The sequence below is a fragment of the Roseovarius gaetbuli genome (genome assembly GCF_900172365.1).
Taxonomy (GTDB): domain Bacteria; phylum Pseudomonadota; class Alphaproteobacteria; order Rhodobacterales; family Rhodobacteraceae; genus Roseovarius; species Roseovarius gaetbuli.
In genome coordinates, this window is the sequence record NZ_FWFJ01000003.1 from 91,297 (window position 1) to 105,424 (window position 14,128).

At 60.5% G+C, this 14,128-nt stretch carries 11 protein-coding genes; 5 read left to right on the forward strand and 6 right to left on the reverse strand.

Translation table 11 applies throughout. From position 1 onward, the window contains the following. The first annotated feature begins 74 nt into the window (after positions 1 to 74). From ROG8370_RS02625 to grxD, 3 genes are all read left to right on the forward strand, one after another. Positions 75 to 626, forward strand: a complete 552-nt coding sequence (locus ROG8370_RS02625) for a type III secretion system chaperone family protein (protein WP_245827158.1) — start codon at positions 75 to 77, stop codon at positions 624 to 626. 188 nt (positions 627 to 814) lie between these two features. Beyond that, positions 815 to 1,051 (forward strand): BolA family protein, encoded by a 237-nt coding sequence (locus ROG8370_RS02630; RefSeq protein WP_085825527.1) that lies wholly within the window; start codon positions 815 to 817, stop codon positions 1,049 to 1,051. Positions 1,052 to 1,108: 57 nt separating this feature from the next. Further along, entirely contained in the window at positions 1,109 to 1,471 is a 363-nt protein-coding gene (gene grxD / locus ROG8370_RS02635; protein ID WP_085825528.1) for a Grx4 family monothiol glutaredoxin, read from the forward strand. A 77-nt stretch (positions 1,472 to 1,548) separates the two neighbouring features. On the opposite strand, the gene ROG8370_RS02640 is transcribed toward grxD, so the two are convergent. The 3 genes from ROG8370_RS02640 to ROG8370_RS02650 all read right to left on the reverse strand — a co-directional run bounded on the left by ROG8370_RS02640 (position 1,549) and on the right by ROG8370_RS02650 (position 4,913). Continuing rightward, entirely contained in the window at positions 1,549 to 2,502 is a 954-nt protein-coding gene (locus tag ROG8370_RS02640; protein ID WP_085825529.1) for a sugar-transfer associated ATP-grasp domain-containing protein, read from the reverse strand. 257 nt (positions 2,503 to 2,759) lie between these two features. Further along, positions 2,760 to 3,728, reverse strand: a complete 969-nt coding sequence (speB, locus tag ROG8370_RS02645) for an agmatinase (RefSeq protein ID WP_085825626.1) — start codon at positions 3,726 to 3,728, stop codon at positions 2,760 to 2,762. Positions 3,729 to 3,740: 12 nt separating this feature from the next. Further along, positions 3,741 to 4,913: a M20 aminoacylase family protein gene (locus ROG8370_RS02650; RefSeq protein ID WP_085825530.1), complete on the reverse strand. Its 1,173-nt coding sequence runs from the start codon at positions 4,911 to 4,913 to the stop codon at positions 3,741 to 3,743. Positions 4,914 to 4,975: 62 nt separating this feature from the next. Between ROG8370_RS02650 and mazG the strand changes: the two genes are divergently transcribed. Further along, positions 4,976 to 5,791, forward strand: coding sequence for a nucleoside triphosphate pyrophosphohydrolase (gene mazG, locus ROG8370_RS02655; RefSeq protein ID WP_085825531.1), 816 nt, complete (start codon positions 4,976 to 4,978; stop codon positions 5,789 to 5,791). Between the two features lie 142 nt (positions 5,792 to 5,933). Here the strand turns inward: mazG and ileS are convergent, their stop codons facing one another. Beyond that, entirely contained in the window at positions 5,934 to 8,879 is a 2,946-nt protein-coding gene (gene ileS, locus ROG8370_RS02660) for an isoleucine--tRNA ligase (RefSeq protein WP_085825532.1), read from the reverse strand. A 181-nt stretch (positions 8,880 to 9,060) separates the two neighbouring features. Next, complete coding sequence (locus tag ROG8370_RS02665) at positions 9,061 to 10,872, reverse strand: P-loop NTPase fold protein (RefSeq protein ID WP_085825533.1); 1,812 nt, start codon at positions 10,870 to 10,872, stop codon at positions 9,061 to 9,063. Between the two features lie 144 nt (positions 10,873 to 11,016). Between ROG8370_RS02665 and ROG8370_RS02670 the strand changes: the two genes are divergently transcribed. Beyond that, positions 11,017 to 11,427, forward strand: a complete 411-nt coding sequence (locus ROG8370_RS02670) for a group III truncated hemoglobin (protein WP_085825534.1) — start codon at positions 11,017 to 11,019, stop codon at positions 11,425 to 11,427. On the opposite strand, the gene ROG8370_RS02675 is transcribed toward ROG8370_RS02670, so the two are convergent. Further along, positions 11,424 to 14,117 carry a DUF2339 domain-containing protein gene (locus ROG8370_RS02675; protein ID WP_085825535.1) on the reverse strand — a complete coding sequence of 898 codons (2,694 nt, stop codon included), beginning with the start codon at positions 14,115 to 14,117 and terminating at the stop codon, positions 11,424 to 11,426. The two genes, ROG8370_RS02670 and ROG8370_RS02675, sit on opposite strands and share 4 nt — an antisense overlap. Positions 14,118 to 14,128: the final 11 nt, after the last annotated feature.

The following is a 14,128-nucleotide window of genomic DNA, read 5'->3' on the forward strand; positions in this document are numbered from 1 at the left end:
CGTTTTGCTGAGTGCCATAGCGGCCCCGCGCCCGCTATGGCACGATCAACGACAGAGCCATGAAAGGACTGTCGATGATCCGATTTCTTCTTGCCGCAACCCTCGCCTTTGGCGCGCAAAACGCAGCGGCGCAAGACACAGCCCCGCAAACCGAGACTGAAACACCCGCCGAGGCGCCGATGAGCCTTGCGCGGCTTGATGAAATCATCCGCGCGCTTGACCCCGAGGCCCAGACAAACGGGCGCTTTTGGCAGCTGAGCATCGCCGACGTGAAGGTCATGGTGATCACCGACGAGACCGCCGACCGGATGCGCGCCATCACCCCCGTGCGCAAGCTTGACGAGATGAGCCAGGAAGATATCACCCGCGTCCTTCAGGCCAATTTCGACTCGGCGCTTGATGCGCGCTATGCCCTCGCCAAGGATGTGCTGTGGTCAGCCTTTATCCACCCTCTCAGGGCGCTTGAGAAAGAGGAATTCATTTCCGGCCTTGGCCAGGTCGTGAACCTCGCCGAGAGCTATGGCACGCTTTATTCCGGCGGAGCGCTTCAGTTTGGCGGCGGCGACAGCGGCGCCCTGCAGCGTCAGTTGATAGACGATCTTTTGAAGAAAGGTCAGGAGATTTAATCTGACGACAAAGGGGGCTCTGCCCTCGTTATGATTTGAGGGGGGCGCTGCCCCCCGGCCTTCGGCCTTCCCCCCGGGATATTTTTGGCAAGAAGAAACCCGGTCTTGCGGATGAGTTCGCCCGCGCATCTTGCACTTGGGTATGGCGCGCTCTACATCTATGGCAACTGCCAAAAGGAGACCCCCGCATGGCCCTAACTGCCTCTGATCTCGAAGCCCTGATCCGCGAGACCCTGCCCGATGCCACGATCACCGTGCAAGGCGATGACGGGGTGCATTTTTCGGCCGAGGTGATTGATGAAAGCTTTCGCGGCATGAACCGCGTGCAGCAACAGCGCGCCGTTTATGCCGCCCTGAAGGGCAAGATGGATGGCGCCAACGGGGCGATCCACGCGCTTGCCCTGACCACCAAGGCGCCCGACTAGGCGCTTGCCACTTTTCTCCCGCTTCACTGAGGCGGCCCGATGACAAGGACTTTCCAAATGACCGATGCAAAAACCCAGATTGAAGAGACCGTAAAAGCCAATGACGTGGTGCTTTACATGAAAGGCACCAAGGACATGCCGCAATGCGGGTTCTCATCGCGCGTGGCCGGTGTTTTGAACTTCATGGGCGTTGATTTCGCCGATGTGAACGTTCTCGCCGATGAGGCGATCCGTCAGGGCGTCAAGGATTACTCCGACTGGCCCACCGTGCCGCAGCTTTACGTCAAAGGCGAATTTGTCGGCGGCTGTGACATCATCACCGAAATGACCCTTTCGGGTGAGCTTGATGATCTGTTCGAGAAATCCGGCGTCACCTATGACAAGGCAGCGGCGGACAAGATCCGCGAAGCCAACGCCTGACATTTGGCGCACCAAGCATACTGCAAAAAAGCGGCTCTGATTTGCACAGGCCGCTTTTTTCGTTTCTGGTTCAGACTTTAGATATTAACGCCGCAATCGTTCAGGAAGCGCGTCATGTCCGGCGTCAAGAGCCCCCGGCCCGTGGCAATTTGAATGAGCTCAAAAGCACAGCCGGTGTTAACCTCGACCACGACCGGGCCATCCTCGGTGATCGCGATATCCGTAGACCCGAAGCGATTGACCCCATGCAGCAGCGCCACACGCTCGTTCAGCGCGCGCACCTCTTTCCAGCATGGCAAACGCTCGCCCAGAAGGGCGCGTTCGCCATCAGGCAGCGCATCCAACTCGATCCGCTTGCCGCCATCATTGGCCACCATGTTGAGAATTTCGCCGGTTTCCGGATCAAGCGTGCAGACAAGGTTGCCGGGACGCCAGAAATTATCCGCCACATTCGCGCCGCGCGGCAGTTTGAGCAGCGTATAAGGCACCGACAGGCCGTCTTTGCCGATCAGGTTGAGGCTTCGCACCGTGGCCGTGGTGATGCCGTCGAAAAAGGCATGCGGCTTGAGACAGGTCTGGAAGAAATAGGACTGATCGCCGAGGACCTGATCGGCGAACACTTCGAAGGTCACGGTATCGCGCCCATCCAAAATGACATGCGTGTCCGTGCAGCCGACAATCCGCATCGCGCCGGCACTCCACATACCGCCGACCGGCTTGGCGAAAAGCGGAAACGAGTCACAGGCGGTCAGAAAGGCGCGAACTTCTGCTGCCCCTGAAAGCTTGGGCAGATCGGGATAAAGGCGGGATCCCACGTCGTAAATCGCCATGCTCTTGGGCGTCGGCACACCGTGATGTTCCAAGAAAACCGAAGACAGCCACTTATCCTCTGTCACCGCCCACCACGTCGTGTCATTGCACTTGTTCACGATCGGCCAATGGATATGTGCCGAAACAAACTCGTCACGCTCGGTCATGCTCCAGCGTTTGATGTCGTAAAGCTCATAAAGGAGGTATTCGTAAAACCGCAATTTCCCGCGACGACGGCGCAGTTTCAGATAGTCAAACGTTATCGCAAACGGACTGCGACCAGAGGCACGGGATGCCTTAATAAGTTGCTCAGCGACGTTCGCCTGCTACTTGCCTTCGATCGTACCGATGTCTTCTGCCAGGGCTGTCATGATGCTCTTGAACCTCAGTCGTTTTGTTATTTTCAACAATCTTAGCGGATAAATGTGAAAAAACTTTGGCAAAAACAGGGGAATGGTATGAGAGGACAGAGGCCGTGCTATGGGCTTTGTCTGGTCCAACCCCATAGGCAAAGCATCTCCATCGCCACATGGGCACCGGCAATCGCCGTCGCGCCGGTGGTATCATAGGCCGGTGACACTTCAACCACATCGCCCCCGACAAGGGTAATGCCCGCAAGGTCGCGCAGGATGATCGCCGCCTGCGCCGTGCTAAGGCCACCCCAAACCGGCGTGCCGGTGCCGGGCGCGAATGCCGGATCGAGACAGTCGATATCGAAGGTCATATAAACATTAGCTTCGCCGACTATTTCCTTGATTTTTATTGCAGTTTTCTCCGGACCTTCCAAATGAACCTCGCGCGCGCCAATCGTGGTTATGCCCATGGTATCCGGGTTCTCGGTGCGAATACCCACCTGAACCGAGCGTTTGGGGTCGATCAGGCCCAACTTGACCGCCTTGTAGAACATCGTACCGTGATCGACCCGGTCCATATCATCATCGACCCAGGTGTCGGAATGGGCATCGAATTGCACCAGCGCCAGCGGCCCAAACTTCTCGGCGTAAGCCTTTAGAATCGGGAAGGAAATGTAGTGATCGCCGCCAATGGCGATGCTCGCGGCGCCGGCGTCGAGAATGCCCTTGATATGAGCGCTCAGCGCGCCGGGAAAGGCCGGAACATTGGCATAATCAAACGCCAGATCGCCGTAATCCACGATATTGAGCGCACTCAGCGGATCATACCCACCCCAGCCATAGGGCGGATCGAACACCTGTAGTGCACTCGCCTCGCGGATCGCGCGCGGCCCAAGCCGCGTGCCGGGCCGGTTGGTGACGCCCTGATCAAAGGGCACGCCGGTGATCGCCACATCGACGCCGCTCAACTCCTTGCTATAGCGGCGCCGGGCAAACGACGTTGCGCCCCCAAAGGTGTTCTCAAAACTTAGACCACGCAAGCTTTGCCTTGTAAAAGCTTGATCTACCTGTGTTTTTGCATCTTCAAGCGCCATCATACTCTCCCTTTATTCGGTCTTTGCCAGCGGCTGTGCACGCTCGACAAGGCGCGCGAAAAACGAGGCCCCCACCGGGGCAACCGCATCGTTGAAATCAAATCCGGGGTGATGCAGACCGGGGCCCGCACCCTGCCCGAGAAACAGATAAGCGCCGGGGCGTGCCTCAAGCATATAAGAAAAATCCTCGGCCCCCATTTCGCGCGGGCGATCCTCGATCACGGCGCCGTCGCCGACAACCTCGCGCGCCACCTCTGCCGCAAAGCGGGTCTTGGCGGCGTCATTGTAGGTCGCGGGATAGCCAAGCTCGATCCGCACCTCGGCGCGCACCCCGTAAGAGGCCGCCTGTCCCTCGGCCACCTCGCGCAGACGGCGATGCACCATCAGCTGTACGTCCGCCGTAAAGGTGCGGATCGTGGCGTTGATATAGGCGGTCTCGGGGATCACGTTATCGACGCTTCCGGTGTGGATCTGGGTGACCGAGATCACCAGATCGTCCAGCGGATTGCGGTTGCGGCTTACGATGGTCTGAATCGCCTGCACGATGCCCACGGCGGCGACCACCGGATCACGGGTTTCATGCGGCATGGCGGCATGGCCGCCCTCGCCGATGACCTCGATATGAAGCGTGTCAACCGCCGCCATGATCGGCCCGGGCGTGGTTTCAAACGTGCCCGCAGGTACGCCGGGAAGGGTATGCAACGCATAGACCTGATCAATGGCAAAGCGGTCCATGATGCCCTCGTCGACCATCACCTGCCCGCCGCCCGGCCCCTCTTCTGCGGGCTGAAAGATAAGCGCGACGCGGCCCGCAAAATTGCGGGTCTCGGCAAGGTATTTTGCTGCCCCAAGCAACATCGTGGTGTGCCCGTCATGGCCACAGGCATGCATCTTGCCCGCCCGTTTCGAGGCCCACGCGGCGCCGGTTGTCTCAAGGATCGGCAGCGCATCCATGTCTGCGCGCAAGCCGATGCAGGGCCCCTCGCCCATGCCCTCGATCACCGCCACCACTCCGCTCGTGGCGATGCCCTCTTCGATCTGGGTGATGCCAAACTCGCGCAGCCGCTCGACCACAAAGCGCGCGGTTTCATGGCAATCAAAGCCCAATTCCGGGGTTTCATGCAAATGCCTGCGCCATGCAGTCAACTCATCGGCGAAACCGGCAATGCGGTTGATCACGGCCATCTCTGGACATCCTTTTGCTCACGCGTCAGGGTCCACTCAACCCCAAAGACGAGAGTACCGCAATGGCAGATGACACCCTCATTCACGATGCCCAAGGCGGGCTGCCCCGGCTGATCGCCATCATGCGCGCGCTGCGCGATCCCGCATCGGGCTGTCCCTGGGATATCGAACAGGATTTCGCCAGCATCGCGCCCTACACGATCGAAGAGGCCTATGAGGTCGCCGATGCGATCGAGCGCGAGGAATGGGGAGAATTGCGCGGCGAGCTGGGCGATTTGCTGCTTCAGGTGATTTTTCACGCGCAAATCGCCGAGGATAAGGGGCTGTTTGATGTCCATGACGTGGCCAACGCGATTTCCGACAAGATGGTCGCGCGCCACCCCCATGTGTTTGGCGAAGAATCGCGCGACAAATCCGCCGAGCAACAGACCCGCGACTGGGAGACGATCAAGGCGGCTGAGCGCGCAGCGCAGGCCCAGGCCGGCACGCTTGACGGCGTGGCCCAAGGCCTGCCAGCGCTTTTGCGCGCCGTAAAGCTGCAAAAACGCGCCGCGCGGGTGGGCTTTGACTGGCCAGAGGTCGCCCAGGTGCTCGACAAGATCACCGAAGAGGTCGGCGAATTGCAAGAGGCCGCCGCCGAGCTGCCGCAAGACAAGATCGAGGAAGAATTCGGCGACTTGCTCTTTGTAATGGCCAATCTGGCGCGCCACATGAACCTCTGCCCCGAGGCTGCCCTGCGCGGCGCAAGTGCCAAATTCACCCGCCGCTTTGGCCGGATCGAGGCGCTTCTGGCCGAGCAAGGCAAAACCCCGGCGCAATCCGACCTTGCGGAAATGGACGCGCTCTGGGACCGCGCCAAGATGGAAGAGCGCCGCTAAACGCCCACCGCCGCGCCTGCCGCGCCGGTGGGAGCCTCCGGCGGGGATATTTCAAGCAAGAAGAAGATCAAGCGCATCGCCCTGACGTCTTCTGGCTCAAAATATCCAAATGCCGCAGCCTCCGGTGGCGCGCGGCCTGTGGTTAGCCGAGCGCGTCGTTACAACGCTTGCAGGTTCCGGCATGGGCGTGGGTGCCCACATCAGGCAGGATTTTCCAGCAGCGCTGGCACTTTTCGCCCTCTGCACGTTCGAACACCACGGTGACGCCTTCCACCTCGGGAAGGCGAAACGCCTCGGACGGGGCCGGATCGCCGGTGAGCTGGATGTCGGAGGTGATGCAGATATCCTCAAAACTGACCGACTTCAGCGCCGCGAGCATATCCGCCTCGCGGACGTGGACCACCGGGGCGGCCTCAAGGCTGGCGCCGATTACCTTGTCGGTGCGCTGCACCTCAAGCGCGGCGGTAACCACGCGGCGCGCGGCGCGCACCTGGGCCCATTTCGCGGCCAGGTCGTCGTCGAGCCATGCGGCGGGCGTGTCGGGGATATCGGTCAGATGCACCGAGCTGTCCTCGCCGGGGAAGCGTTCGAGCCAGACTTCTTCCATGGTGAAGACAAGCACCGGCGCGAGCCATGTGGTCAGCCGATGGAACAGCAGATCAAGCACGGTATGCGCGGCGCGGCGGCGCGCAGTATCGCCATCGCAATACAAGGCATCCTTACGGATATCGAAGTAGAAGGCGCTCAGCTCGAGTGTGGCGAAGTTAAAGATTTTCTGGAAAACACCTTGGAAATCATAGGCTTGATAGCCACTCTTCACCTCCCGATCAAGCTCTGCCAGACGGTGCAGCACCCAACGCTCCAACTCGGGCATATCGGCAGGCTCAACCCGGTCATCTTCGGAGAAATGCGCCAGGGCGCCCAGCATGAAGCGCATCGTGTTGCGCAAACGGCGATAGCTGTCGGCGACGCCTTTGAGGATCTCGGGCCCGATCCGCAAATCGGCGGTGTAATCGGCCTGTGCCACCCAGAGGCGCAGGATATCGGCGCCATATTGCTTGGTCACATCCTCGGGCGCGACGGTATTGCCGACGGATTTGGACATCTTGTTGCCCTTCTCGTCTAGCGTAAACCCGTGCGTCAGCACCCCGCGATAGGGCGCGTGACCAATGGTGCCGCAGGCCTGAAGCATCGAGGAATGAAACCAGCCGCGATGCTGATCGGTGCCCTCAAGGTAAAGATCGGCCATGCCGTCCTCGGAACCATCCTCGCGGTCGCGCAGAACAAAGGCGTGGGTCGAGCCGGAATCAAACCAGACGTCAAGGATGTCATCGACCTTGTCCCACTGATCCGCGTCATGGTCATTGTCAAGGAAGCGTTCCTTGGCACCGGGCTTATACCAGGCATCCGCGCCTTCGGCCTCGAAGGCCGCAAGGATGCGCGCATTCACGGCCTCGTCGCGCAACAGGAAGTCCGGATCGGTGGGCAACGCGCCCTTTTTGACAAAACAGGTAAGCGGCACGCCCCAGGCGCGTTGACGGCTCAGAACCCAGTCGGGCCGCGCCTCGATCATCGAATAAAGCCGGTTGCGCCCGGTTTTCGGCGTCCAGGTCACCAGCTTGTCGATGGAATTGAGCGCGCGTTCGCGGATTGTGGTGCCGTATTCATCCTGCCCGTCGCCAACGGGGCGATCCACGGCGGCAAACCATTGCGGCGTGTTGCGATAGATCACCGGCGCTTTCGAGCGCCAGGAGTGCGGATAGCTGTGCTTGATCTTGCCACGCGCCAGCAAGCCGCCGACCTCGGCCAGCTTGTCGATCACGGCCTTGTTGGCATCGCCCTCTTTGCCGTTCGGCTTGAGGATCGCCTTGCCGCCGAACAGAGGCAGATCGTCGCGGAACCGACCATCTTCCATGACGTTATAGGTGATCACCTGTTCGAGCATGCCAAGATCGCGGTAAAGCTCGAATTCCTCCATCCCGTGGGACGGCGCGCAATGGACGAACCCGGTGCCTTCCTCGTCGGTGACGAAATCGGCGGCGCGGAAATCGCGCAGGTCGTCCCATTCGCCATTTCCGCCCTCAACGCCCGCCAGCGGGTGTTGCAGCGAGAGGCCCGATAGTTCTTCGGCGCTGACATCGCGGAGACGGGTGTACATGCCATCCTCAAGACGGGCACGCACCATCACATCCCCGGCCAGCTTGTCGGCCAGAATGAAGCGGTCGCCGACATTGGCCCAGCTTTCATCAGGCGTCGAGGTGACTTCGTAAAGGCCATAGGCAAAGTTTTCGCCGTACACCACGGCCTTGTTGCTCGGCATGGTCCATGGGGTGGTGGTCCAGATCACGACGTAGGCGCCAAACAAATCACGATTCTTAAGTTTCGCACCGTCACCAGCGATCGGATCGACAACCTTGAACTTCACCCAGATCGTAAAGCTTTCCTTGTCGTGATATTCGACCTCGGCCTCGGCCAGGGCGGTCTGTTCGATCGGCGACCACATCACGGGTTTCGACCCCTGATAAAGCACGCCAGTCATCAGGAATTTCTGGAATTCCTCGGCGATGATACGCTCGGCACGGAAATCCATGGTGAGATAGGGCTTATCCCAGGTGCCGGTGATGCCAAGGCGCTTAAATTCGTCGCGCTGGATGTCAATCCAGCCTTCGGCAAACTTGCGGCATTCCTGACGGAAATCGACGATATCGACCTCGTCCTTGTCTTTGCCCTTGGCGCGGTATTGCTCTTCGATCTTCCACTCAATCGGAAGGCCGTGACAATCCCAGCCGGGGATATAGCGCGCGTCGCGCCCCATCATCTGTTGGGAGCGCACCACCATATCCTTGAGAATCTTGTTGAGCGCGTGACCGATATGCAAATGGCCGTTGGCGTAGGGCGGGCCATCGTGCAGGGTAAAGGGCTTGCGCCCCTCCGCCTTGTCGCGCAGGCGGTCATAGACGCCCATCCTGGCCCAACGATCAAGCCATTCCGGCTCGCGTTTGGGCAGGCCCGCGCGCATCGGGAAATCGGTTTCGGGCAGGTTCAGCGTGGTTTTATAGTCGGGCGTTTGGGTGGTGTCGGCGCACATTGCGGGCGTCCTTTATCACTGGTCTTGCATCAATCTGGATGAGGGGCGGCGCGCTTGGTCATACGCCTTGTCCCGGCGGCTCGATCTAATCAGAGCGCCGGGCATGTAATTCGAATAATGATCGCGGTGCGTGTCATCATGGCCGCCTTATAGGCGCCTGCCCATACGGCGTCCAGTAGGTTCAGGGCGCTGTCAAATCCCTGCGGATGAAAAGCCTTATCTGTGCCGCGAACAACTCTGACGTCTCTTTGGCGAGATCAATCAAAGCAGTCTCCAATTGGTCAAACCAAACATGCTCATCCGAAAGTTCGCTGTGATGCGACACCCGACGTTTAGCAAAGACACTTGCGATCATCCGCGCAACATCGCGGTTTTCATCATGGTGACCAATCAAAATCTTGGCGCATTTATCAACAGGCAAGTGATGCAAGACCGAAGCCTGGGAAAAGTTCTCACCCCTTGCAGTATACTCGAAACGTTCAAGAAACGTGTCAGGCGCATCGCGCATTTCCTGCAAAAGCCGGTCGCAGAGGCTTGGCAGGCTTCGGTCAAAAGCTTTGTCCATTTCTGCCATCAGGCGGCGCGCCAAAACCTTGTCTCGTCGACTTGGTTCAAATGCATAGCCACCGTAATAAATTCTGCCCAATTCCCAACCAAAGCCATATTTGACCATGTCATCACTCGACGGAACAGACGTCCGGATTTTTCCGTCTTTGGCAAGGGCGCAGATGTAGTCATATGTTTTCCGCGCGTGTGCTTTGGGGTCCGCGACCTCTTGAAACTGCTGTATGAAACTTTCAGTCGCGTGAATTTGCAGAATTTCGCCGGGTTCAGTGATGTCGAAACTGGCTTGCCTTTGTTTGATGCGGACAATGATCATTTCCAGATCGGCAAGCGGTTCGCTATACCAGTTCCGTAGCCGAACCCAATCGGGTTGTTGACTGGGCTTCGAAAACTGATGCGTCGAACTCAAGCCATCCCCAATATCTGAGGTTGACGCATATCCTTCCACAATCAAACCATATCCCAGTTGAACCGGCAAAATGTCACTATACCCGGCTTCTATATTGCAGCTTGGATGATCCTTCTGCACCAATTCCAGCGCATCAGGTGGAGGGGCGTCTTGATTACTGACCTTGGCAATAACGCTTTTGCTAAAACGCGCTCGATCAAGCATATCCTGTTTGCTCAACCGTCCACCGTGATAGGCCATGTGCAAGGCAAGGAACGTCGCGATCAAATGATCAACGGCTTGATCGAATTCCAGCATCTCGGGTTCAAGCGCGTCCAGCATAACCGCCGCATCGCGCATCGCGCGCAGCAAAAGGCGCAGATTGTTGTGACCGGCATCGTGAAACGTTTTGGCAACTACCTTTTGCCGCGCTTGCAGTGCCGCGCGCCCCTGCCCCGCCGGAATACGCCCCCAAACTGCCGTCATCGCCGCGTCAAGTTCGGGGTGCAGAGCAATCGTCTGCCCGATCAGTTTCTCTCGCGCCGCATCAAACGCATCCTTGTCGCGATGCTTTTCCGTATTCGCGATCAGGATCACACGTTTGTTCTGGTGCTCTACAAAGCGATTGATCAGGCCGGAAAGCTGCGCATGGCTTAGGCTACAGCGCTCTATATCATCAAATATCAGGGTATCGGGAAGCGCACGCAATGCGACTTCGGTCAAGTTGACTTTGGTCATATCTACCTGAACACCAAAGACCTTCATGCCACTTGCCAACTCTTTGGCGCGCTTTCCCCACGAAGCGGCCGCTCCCTCCGACCACGGGTTCATGGCACGCACCAACGCCCAATCAAACGCCTCCGGGCTGTGCACGTCATAAAGCGTGACATAAAGGCGCGTCGGGTCTGCTTCGCAATTGGTGAGCTGTTTTATGACATGCGTTTTGCCACTGCCCCAAGGCGCATCGACCAGAAGGGCGGAACCCAGTGCCTCACGGGACAAATAAGCTTCGATAACGCGCTTGGCGGCGGTGTTCGGCATGTTTGGCTCACCTTAGAAAACATTTACCTCGTGCAACCCAATGGAGAACATGAGCAACGAACAAGGACCGCTTTGCCTAACATAGTTTGCAGCGCGCGACGTGTGGGGCTTGAAAGCCCTGCTACGTTGAAGCATGTCAGAGATATGACAAACGCCCTGCCCCCAAAGTTTCCCATCACCCGCCCCGAGATCGAGCGGGTCGTCGCCGCCTTTTATGCCGCCGCGCGCGAGCATCCCGGCCTTGGGCCGGTGTTTGCCGCCCATGTCACCGACTGGCCCGCTCATGAGGCGAAAGTCGCGGATTTCTGGGCCAATGCGATCCTGCACGAGCGGGTCTATGACGGAAGCCCGATGGAGGCGCATTTCAAGGCGCGCAACGTTCAGCCGGGGATGTTCTCCACCTGGCTGGCGCTGTTTGACCGCACGCTTGAACGCGAGTTGAGCCCGCAGCAGGCGGCGGCCTGGTCCGCGCTTGCGCATCGCATCGGGCGGTCATTGCGCGCGGGCGTGGTCGATCGCTCCTCCCTGCCCGGCGGCATCCCCAAGCTGCGCTAGCCTTGCGGCTTGGCCATGTGGCGCGCGATGCGTTGGTTGAGCCAGGCCAGACCGGCAAGGCTCAGGCCCAGCCCCAGGAAGGACGCCACCCGCACGAGGCCCGCGAGGCCCGACATATCGACCAAGAACACCTTGGCCACGGTCAGCGCCACACCGGCCATCGCCAAACGGCGCAGGGTCTCGGAACGGCGCAAAAGCGCCAGCAGCAAAAGCACACCCGAGACCGCGATCAAGGCAAGAGTATAGCTATATAATTCGCCGTCGCTGACGCCCGGCACCGAGAGGTCGCGCCCCCGCCAGAGCCGCCGGATTTCCAGCGCGCCGTACCAGGCGCCATAGCCCGAGGCGAGCACCACAAAGGCCCGGCTCAGGGCGCGCGGCAGATTCCCAAGCTTCCACGCCGCCACGGCAAAGACCATGGCAACCGGCAGATAGGCCGCCGCAAGACTGTCGAAAATTATCGGGCCGGTGACCAGTTCCTTGCGCCACATGAACGGCACCAGCGGGTTGGTGATCACCGCCTGTGCCCCAAGCAGGACTGCGGCAATCGCGTCCATGACGACCGCCAAGGTGATGCGCAGCGCGCGCATGACGCGCCCCCCCACCTGAAGGCGGTAAAGCTGGACCATGGCCGCCACAAGCCAGACCACCGCCATCAGCCCGAGCCCGGCATGCCCCATCGCGCCAACCTCGCCAAGCCAGCGTTGCAAGAGGACACTGGCGAAAATAGCAGCAATGCCCCAGATCGCGCTTTCGATGACAACCCGCGTGGCGCCCTGCGCGCGCGGCGCCATCACCACCCAAGCGGCGGTCAAAAGCATCAGAGGCCCGGCATGCGACAGGATCACATCGCCCAATCCGGCGCTTTTGACCGCCCAAATGACGCCCGGATCAAGCACAAGGCGATAGCCGATCACGGCCACGCCAAGCTGGGCAATAGCGCCCAGAAGCGGCAGGTCAAAGCGCCGGTCAATCAGCGCTGTCAGCAGCACCATCACGCCAAGAGCCAGCGTCAGGGCCGCCGCGCTCAGCATCACGAAAAGCGCCAGCGAGATCAGCACGATGGCGCTGCCTGCGAACAATGCCGCCTGCAACCGCGCCTCTTGTCCGGCGGACCGCATGGCAAACCAGACCATCAGCCCCGCCATCGCAATGACATGCAGCGCCCAAGGGTAGAGACCGATCACATCGCCCGGCTGCCACCACAGCTCCAGGATCAAGGCCATCGACGGCCCGGCCACCGCCGCGCCGAGCGCCCAGAGGATAGACTGCACGGCGCCCTGCGCCCACCGCATCCGAAGCGCGAACAGCCAGGAGGTCACCGCCCCGCCCGCCATCAGAATACTGGCCGCAAGCGGCGCGGGCGTTTCCGGCAAACGCGCGGCACCGGCGCGGAACATCGCCCAAAGCGGGCCGCGATCCAGCCCCTCCAGCACGACGAACACCAGTCCGGCAAGTGCCGGAAGCAGCGGCAAATCCTCAAGCGCGCGCGCGCGCGTCGTGCCAAGCACAAGCGCCGCGATCATCAATCCCAAAAGCCCGAGCGACAGCCAGATCGTCACCACGTCGCCCGCATCCAGCGCGACAATGACGGCGGCCAGGCTGCTGAGGGCGACCATCACAAGCGCCAGCCGCGCCGGGAAATCCGGAAAGTCGCCGCCTGCCAATATCCGTCGGCTGATCGAGTTGCCCGCCTGCAGCGGCGTCAGGCGGCGCTCCGGTACAAGCACGGCAAACAGCGTGCTCAGCGCCCAGAACACCAGGAAATGCAGCGCGCCGGCATCCCCGAGGTAGAGAAGGTTGGCCCCGCTCACCGCCACCGCAAGCGCCAGCACCGAAATCCACGCCCATCGGCGCAGCGCATCGACGGCCAAGCCGACAAAGGCCAAGACGGCGTAGTAGTAATAAAACAGCCATGGCGTATCAGATGAGCCGCCTACAAGAAACGGCGCGGCGCCTGCCCCGATCAGCCCAAGCGCCGAGAGAACCGGGCCGTAGAACCAGCCGAGAACGATCGCCACCACCGCGACGCCCACCAATGCGGCAAGCGTCATGTCAGGGTCAATCAGGCCATAAAGCGCACGCGCCGCCAAGACGGCGGCAAACAGCGTGATTACCCCTGCGCCCGATAGAACCGAGGGGAGGCCTGCGGTCGCGCCGCCCTCATCGTCGTGGCGACGGCGGATCACCTCGCCCCCCGCGATCAGGGCGGCGCCAAGCGCCAAGGCCCCCACGACCCGCCAGAACGGTGTCAAAAGGCCCTTTTCGACGCCGTATTGCACCATGAACACCCCGGCCAGGGCCAGCGAGACACCGGCCACGGCCAGCGCCCAGTTGTCGCGCATCCAGCCAAAAAGCGCGGCCAGTTTGTCGCGCCGGAGCACAAAGGCACGGGGAGGGCCGACCTTGTCCGGCACGGGGCGCGGGGCCGGTGTTGAGGCCGGTGTTGAGGCCGGTGTCGAGGCCGGTGTCGGCACCGGTTCTTCGTCGCGGTCCCATGGGCCGGTGTCCTTGGAGACTCTCTCGGTATCGGCGACAGCGGCTGGCAGGGGCTCTGCACCCGCGCCAAGCTGGGCCTCAAGCGCGCTGATCTGCGCCTTGAGCCGGGCATGCGAGACCAAAAGATAGGGCACCGCGCCAAACAACAGGCCAAGCCCGGCAAGAGCCAAAAGTATCAAAGCGGCATCCATAAGCCTCTCCT

Excerpts from the sequence above, each read along its gene's own strand:
- ROG8370_RS02625 (WP_245827158.1), top strand. The coding sequence starts at position 75 with ATGATCCGATTTCTTCTTGCCGCAACCCTCGCCTTTGGCGCGCAAAAC.
- ROG8370_RS02630 (WP_085825527.1), top strand. The coding sequence starts at position 815 with ATGGCCCTAACTGCCTCTGATCTCGAAGCCCTGATCCGCGAGACCCTG.
- grxD (WP_085825528.1), top strand. The coding sequence starts at position 1,109 with ATGACCGATGCAAAAACCCAGATTGAAGAGACCGTAAAAGCCAATGAC.
- speB (WP_085825626.1), bottom strand. The coding sequence starts at position 3,728 with ATGGCGCTTGAAGATGCAAAAACACAGGTAGATCAAGCTTTTACAAGG.
- ROG8370_RS02650 (WP_085825530.1), bottom strand. The coding sequence starts at position 4,913 with ATGGCCGTGATCAACCGCATTGCCGGTTTCGCCGATGAGTTGACTGCA.
- mazG (WP_085825531.1), top strand. The coding sequence starts at position 4,976 with ATGGCAGATGACACCCTCATTCACGATGCCCAAGGCGGGCTGCCCCGG.
- ileS (WP_085825532.1), bottom strand. The coding sequence starts at position 8,879 with ATGTGCGCCGACACCACCCAAACGCCCGACTATAAAACCACGCTGAAC.
- ROG8370_RS02665 (WP_085825533.1), bottom strand. The coding sequence starts at position 10,872 with ATGCCGAACACCGCCGCCAAGCGCGTTATCGAAGCTTATTTGTCCCGT.
- ROG8370_RS02670 (WP_085825534.1), top strand. The coding sequence starts at position 11,017 with ATGACAAACGCCCTGCCCCCAAAGTTTCCCATCACCCGCCCCGAGATC.
- ROG8370_RS02675 (WP_085825535.1), bottom strand. The coding sequence starts at position 14,117 with ATGGATGCCGCTTTGATACTTTTGGCTCTTGCCGGGCTTGGCCTGTTG.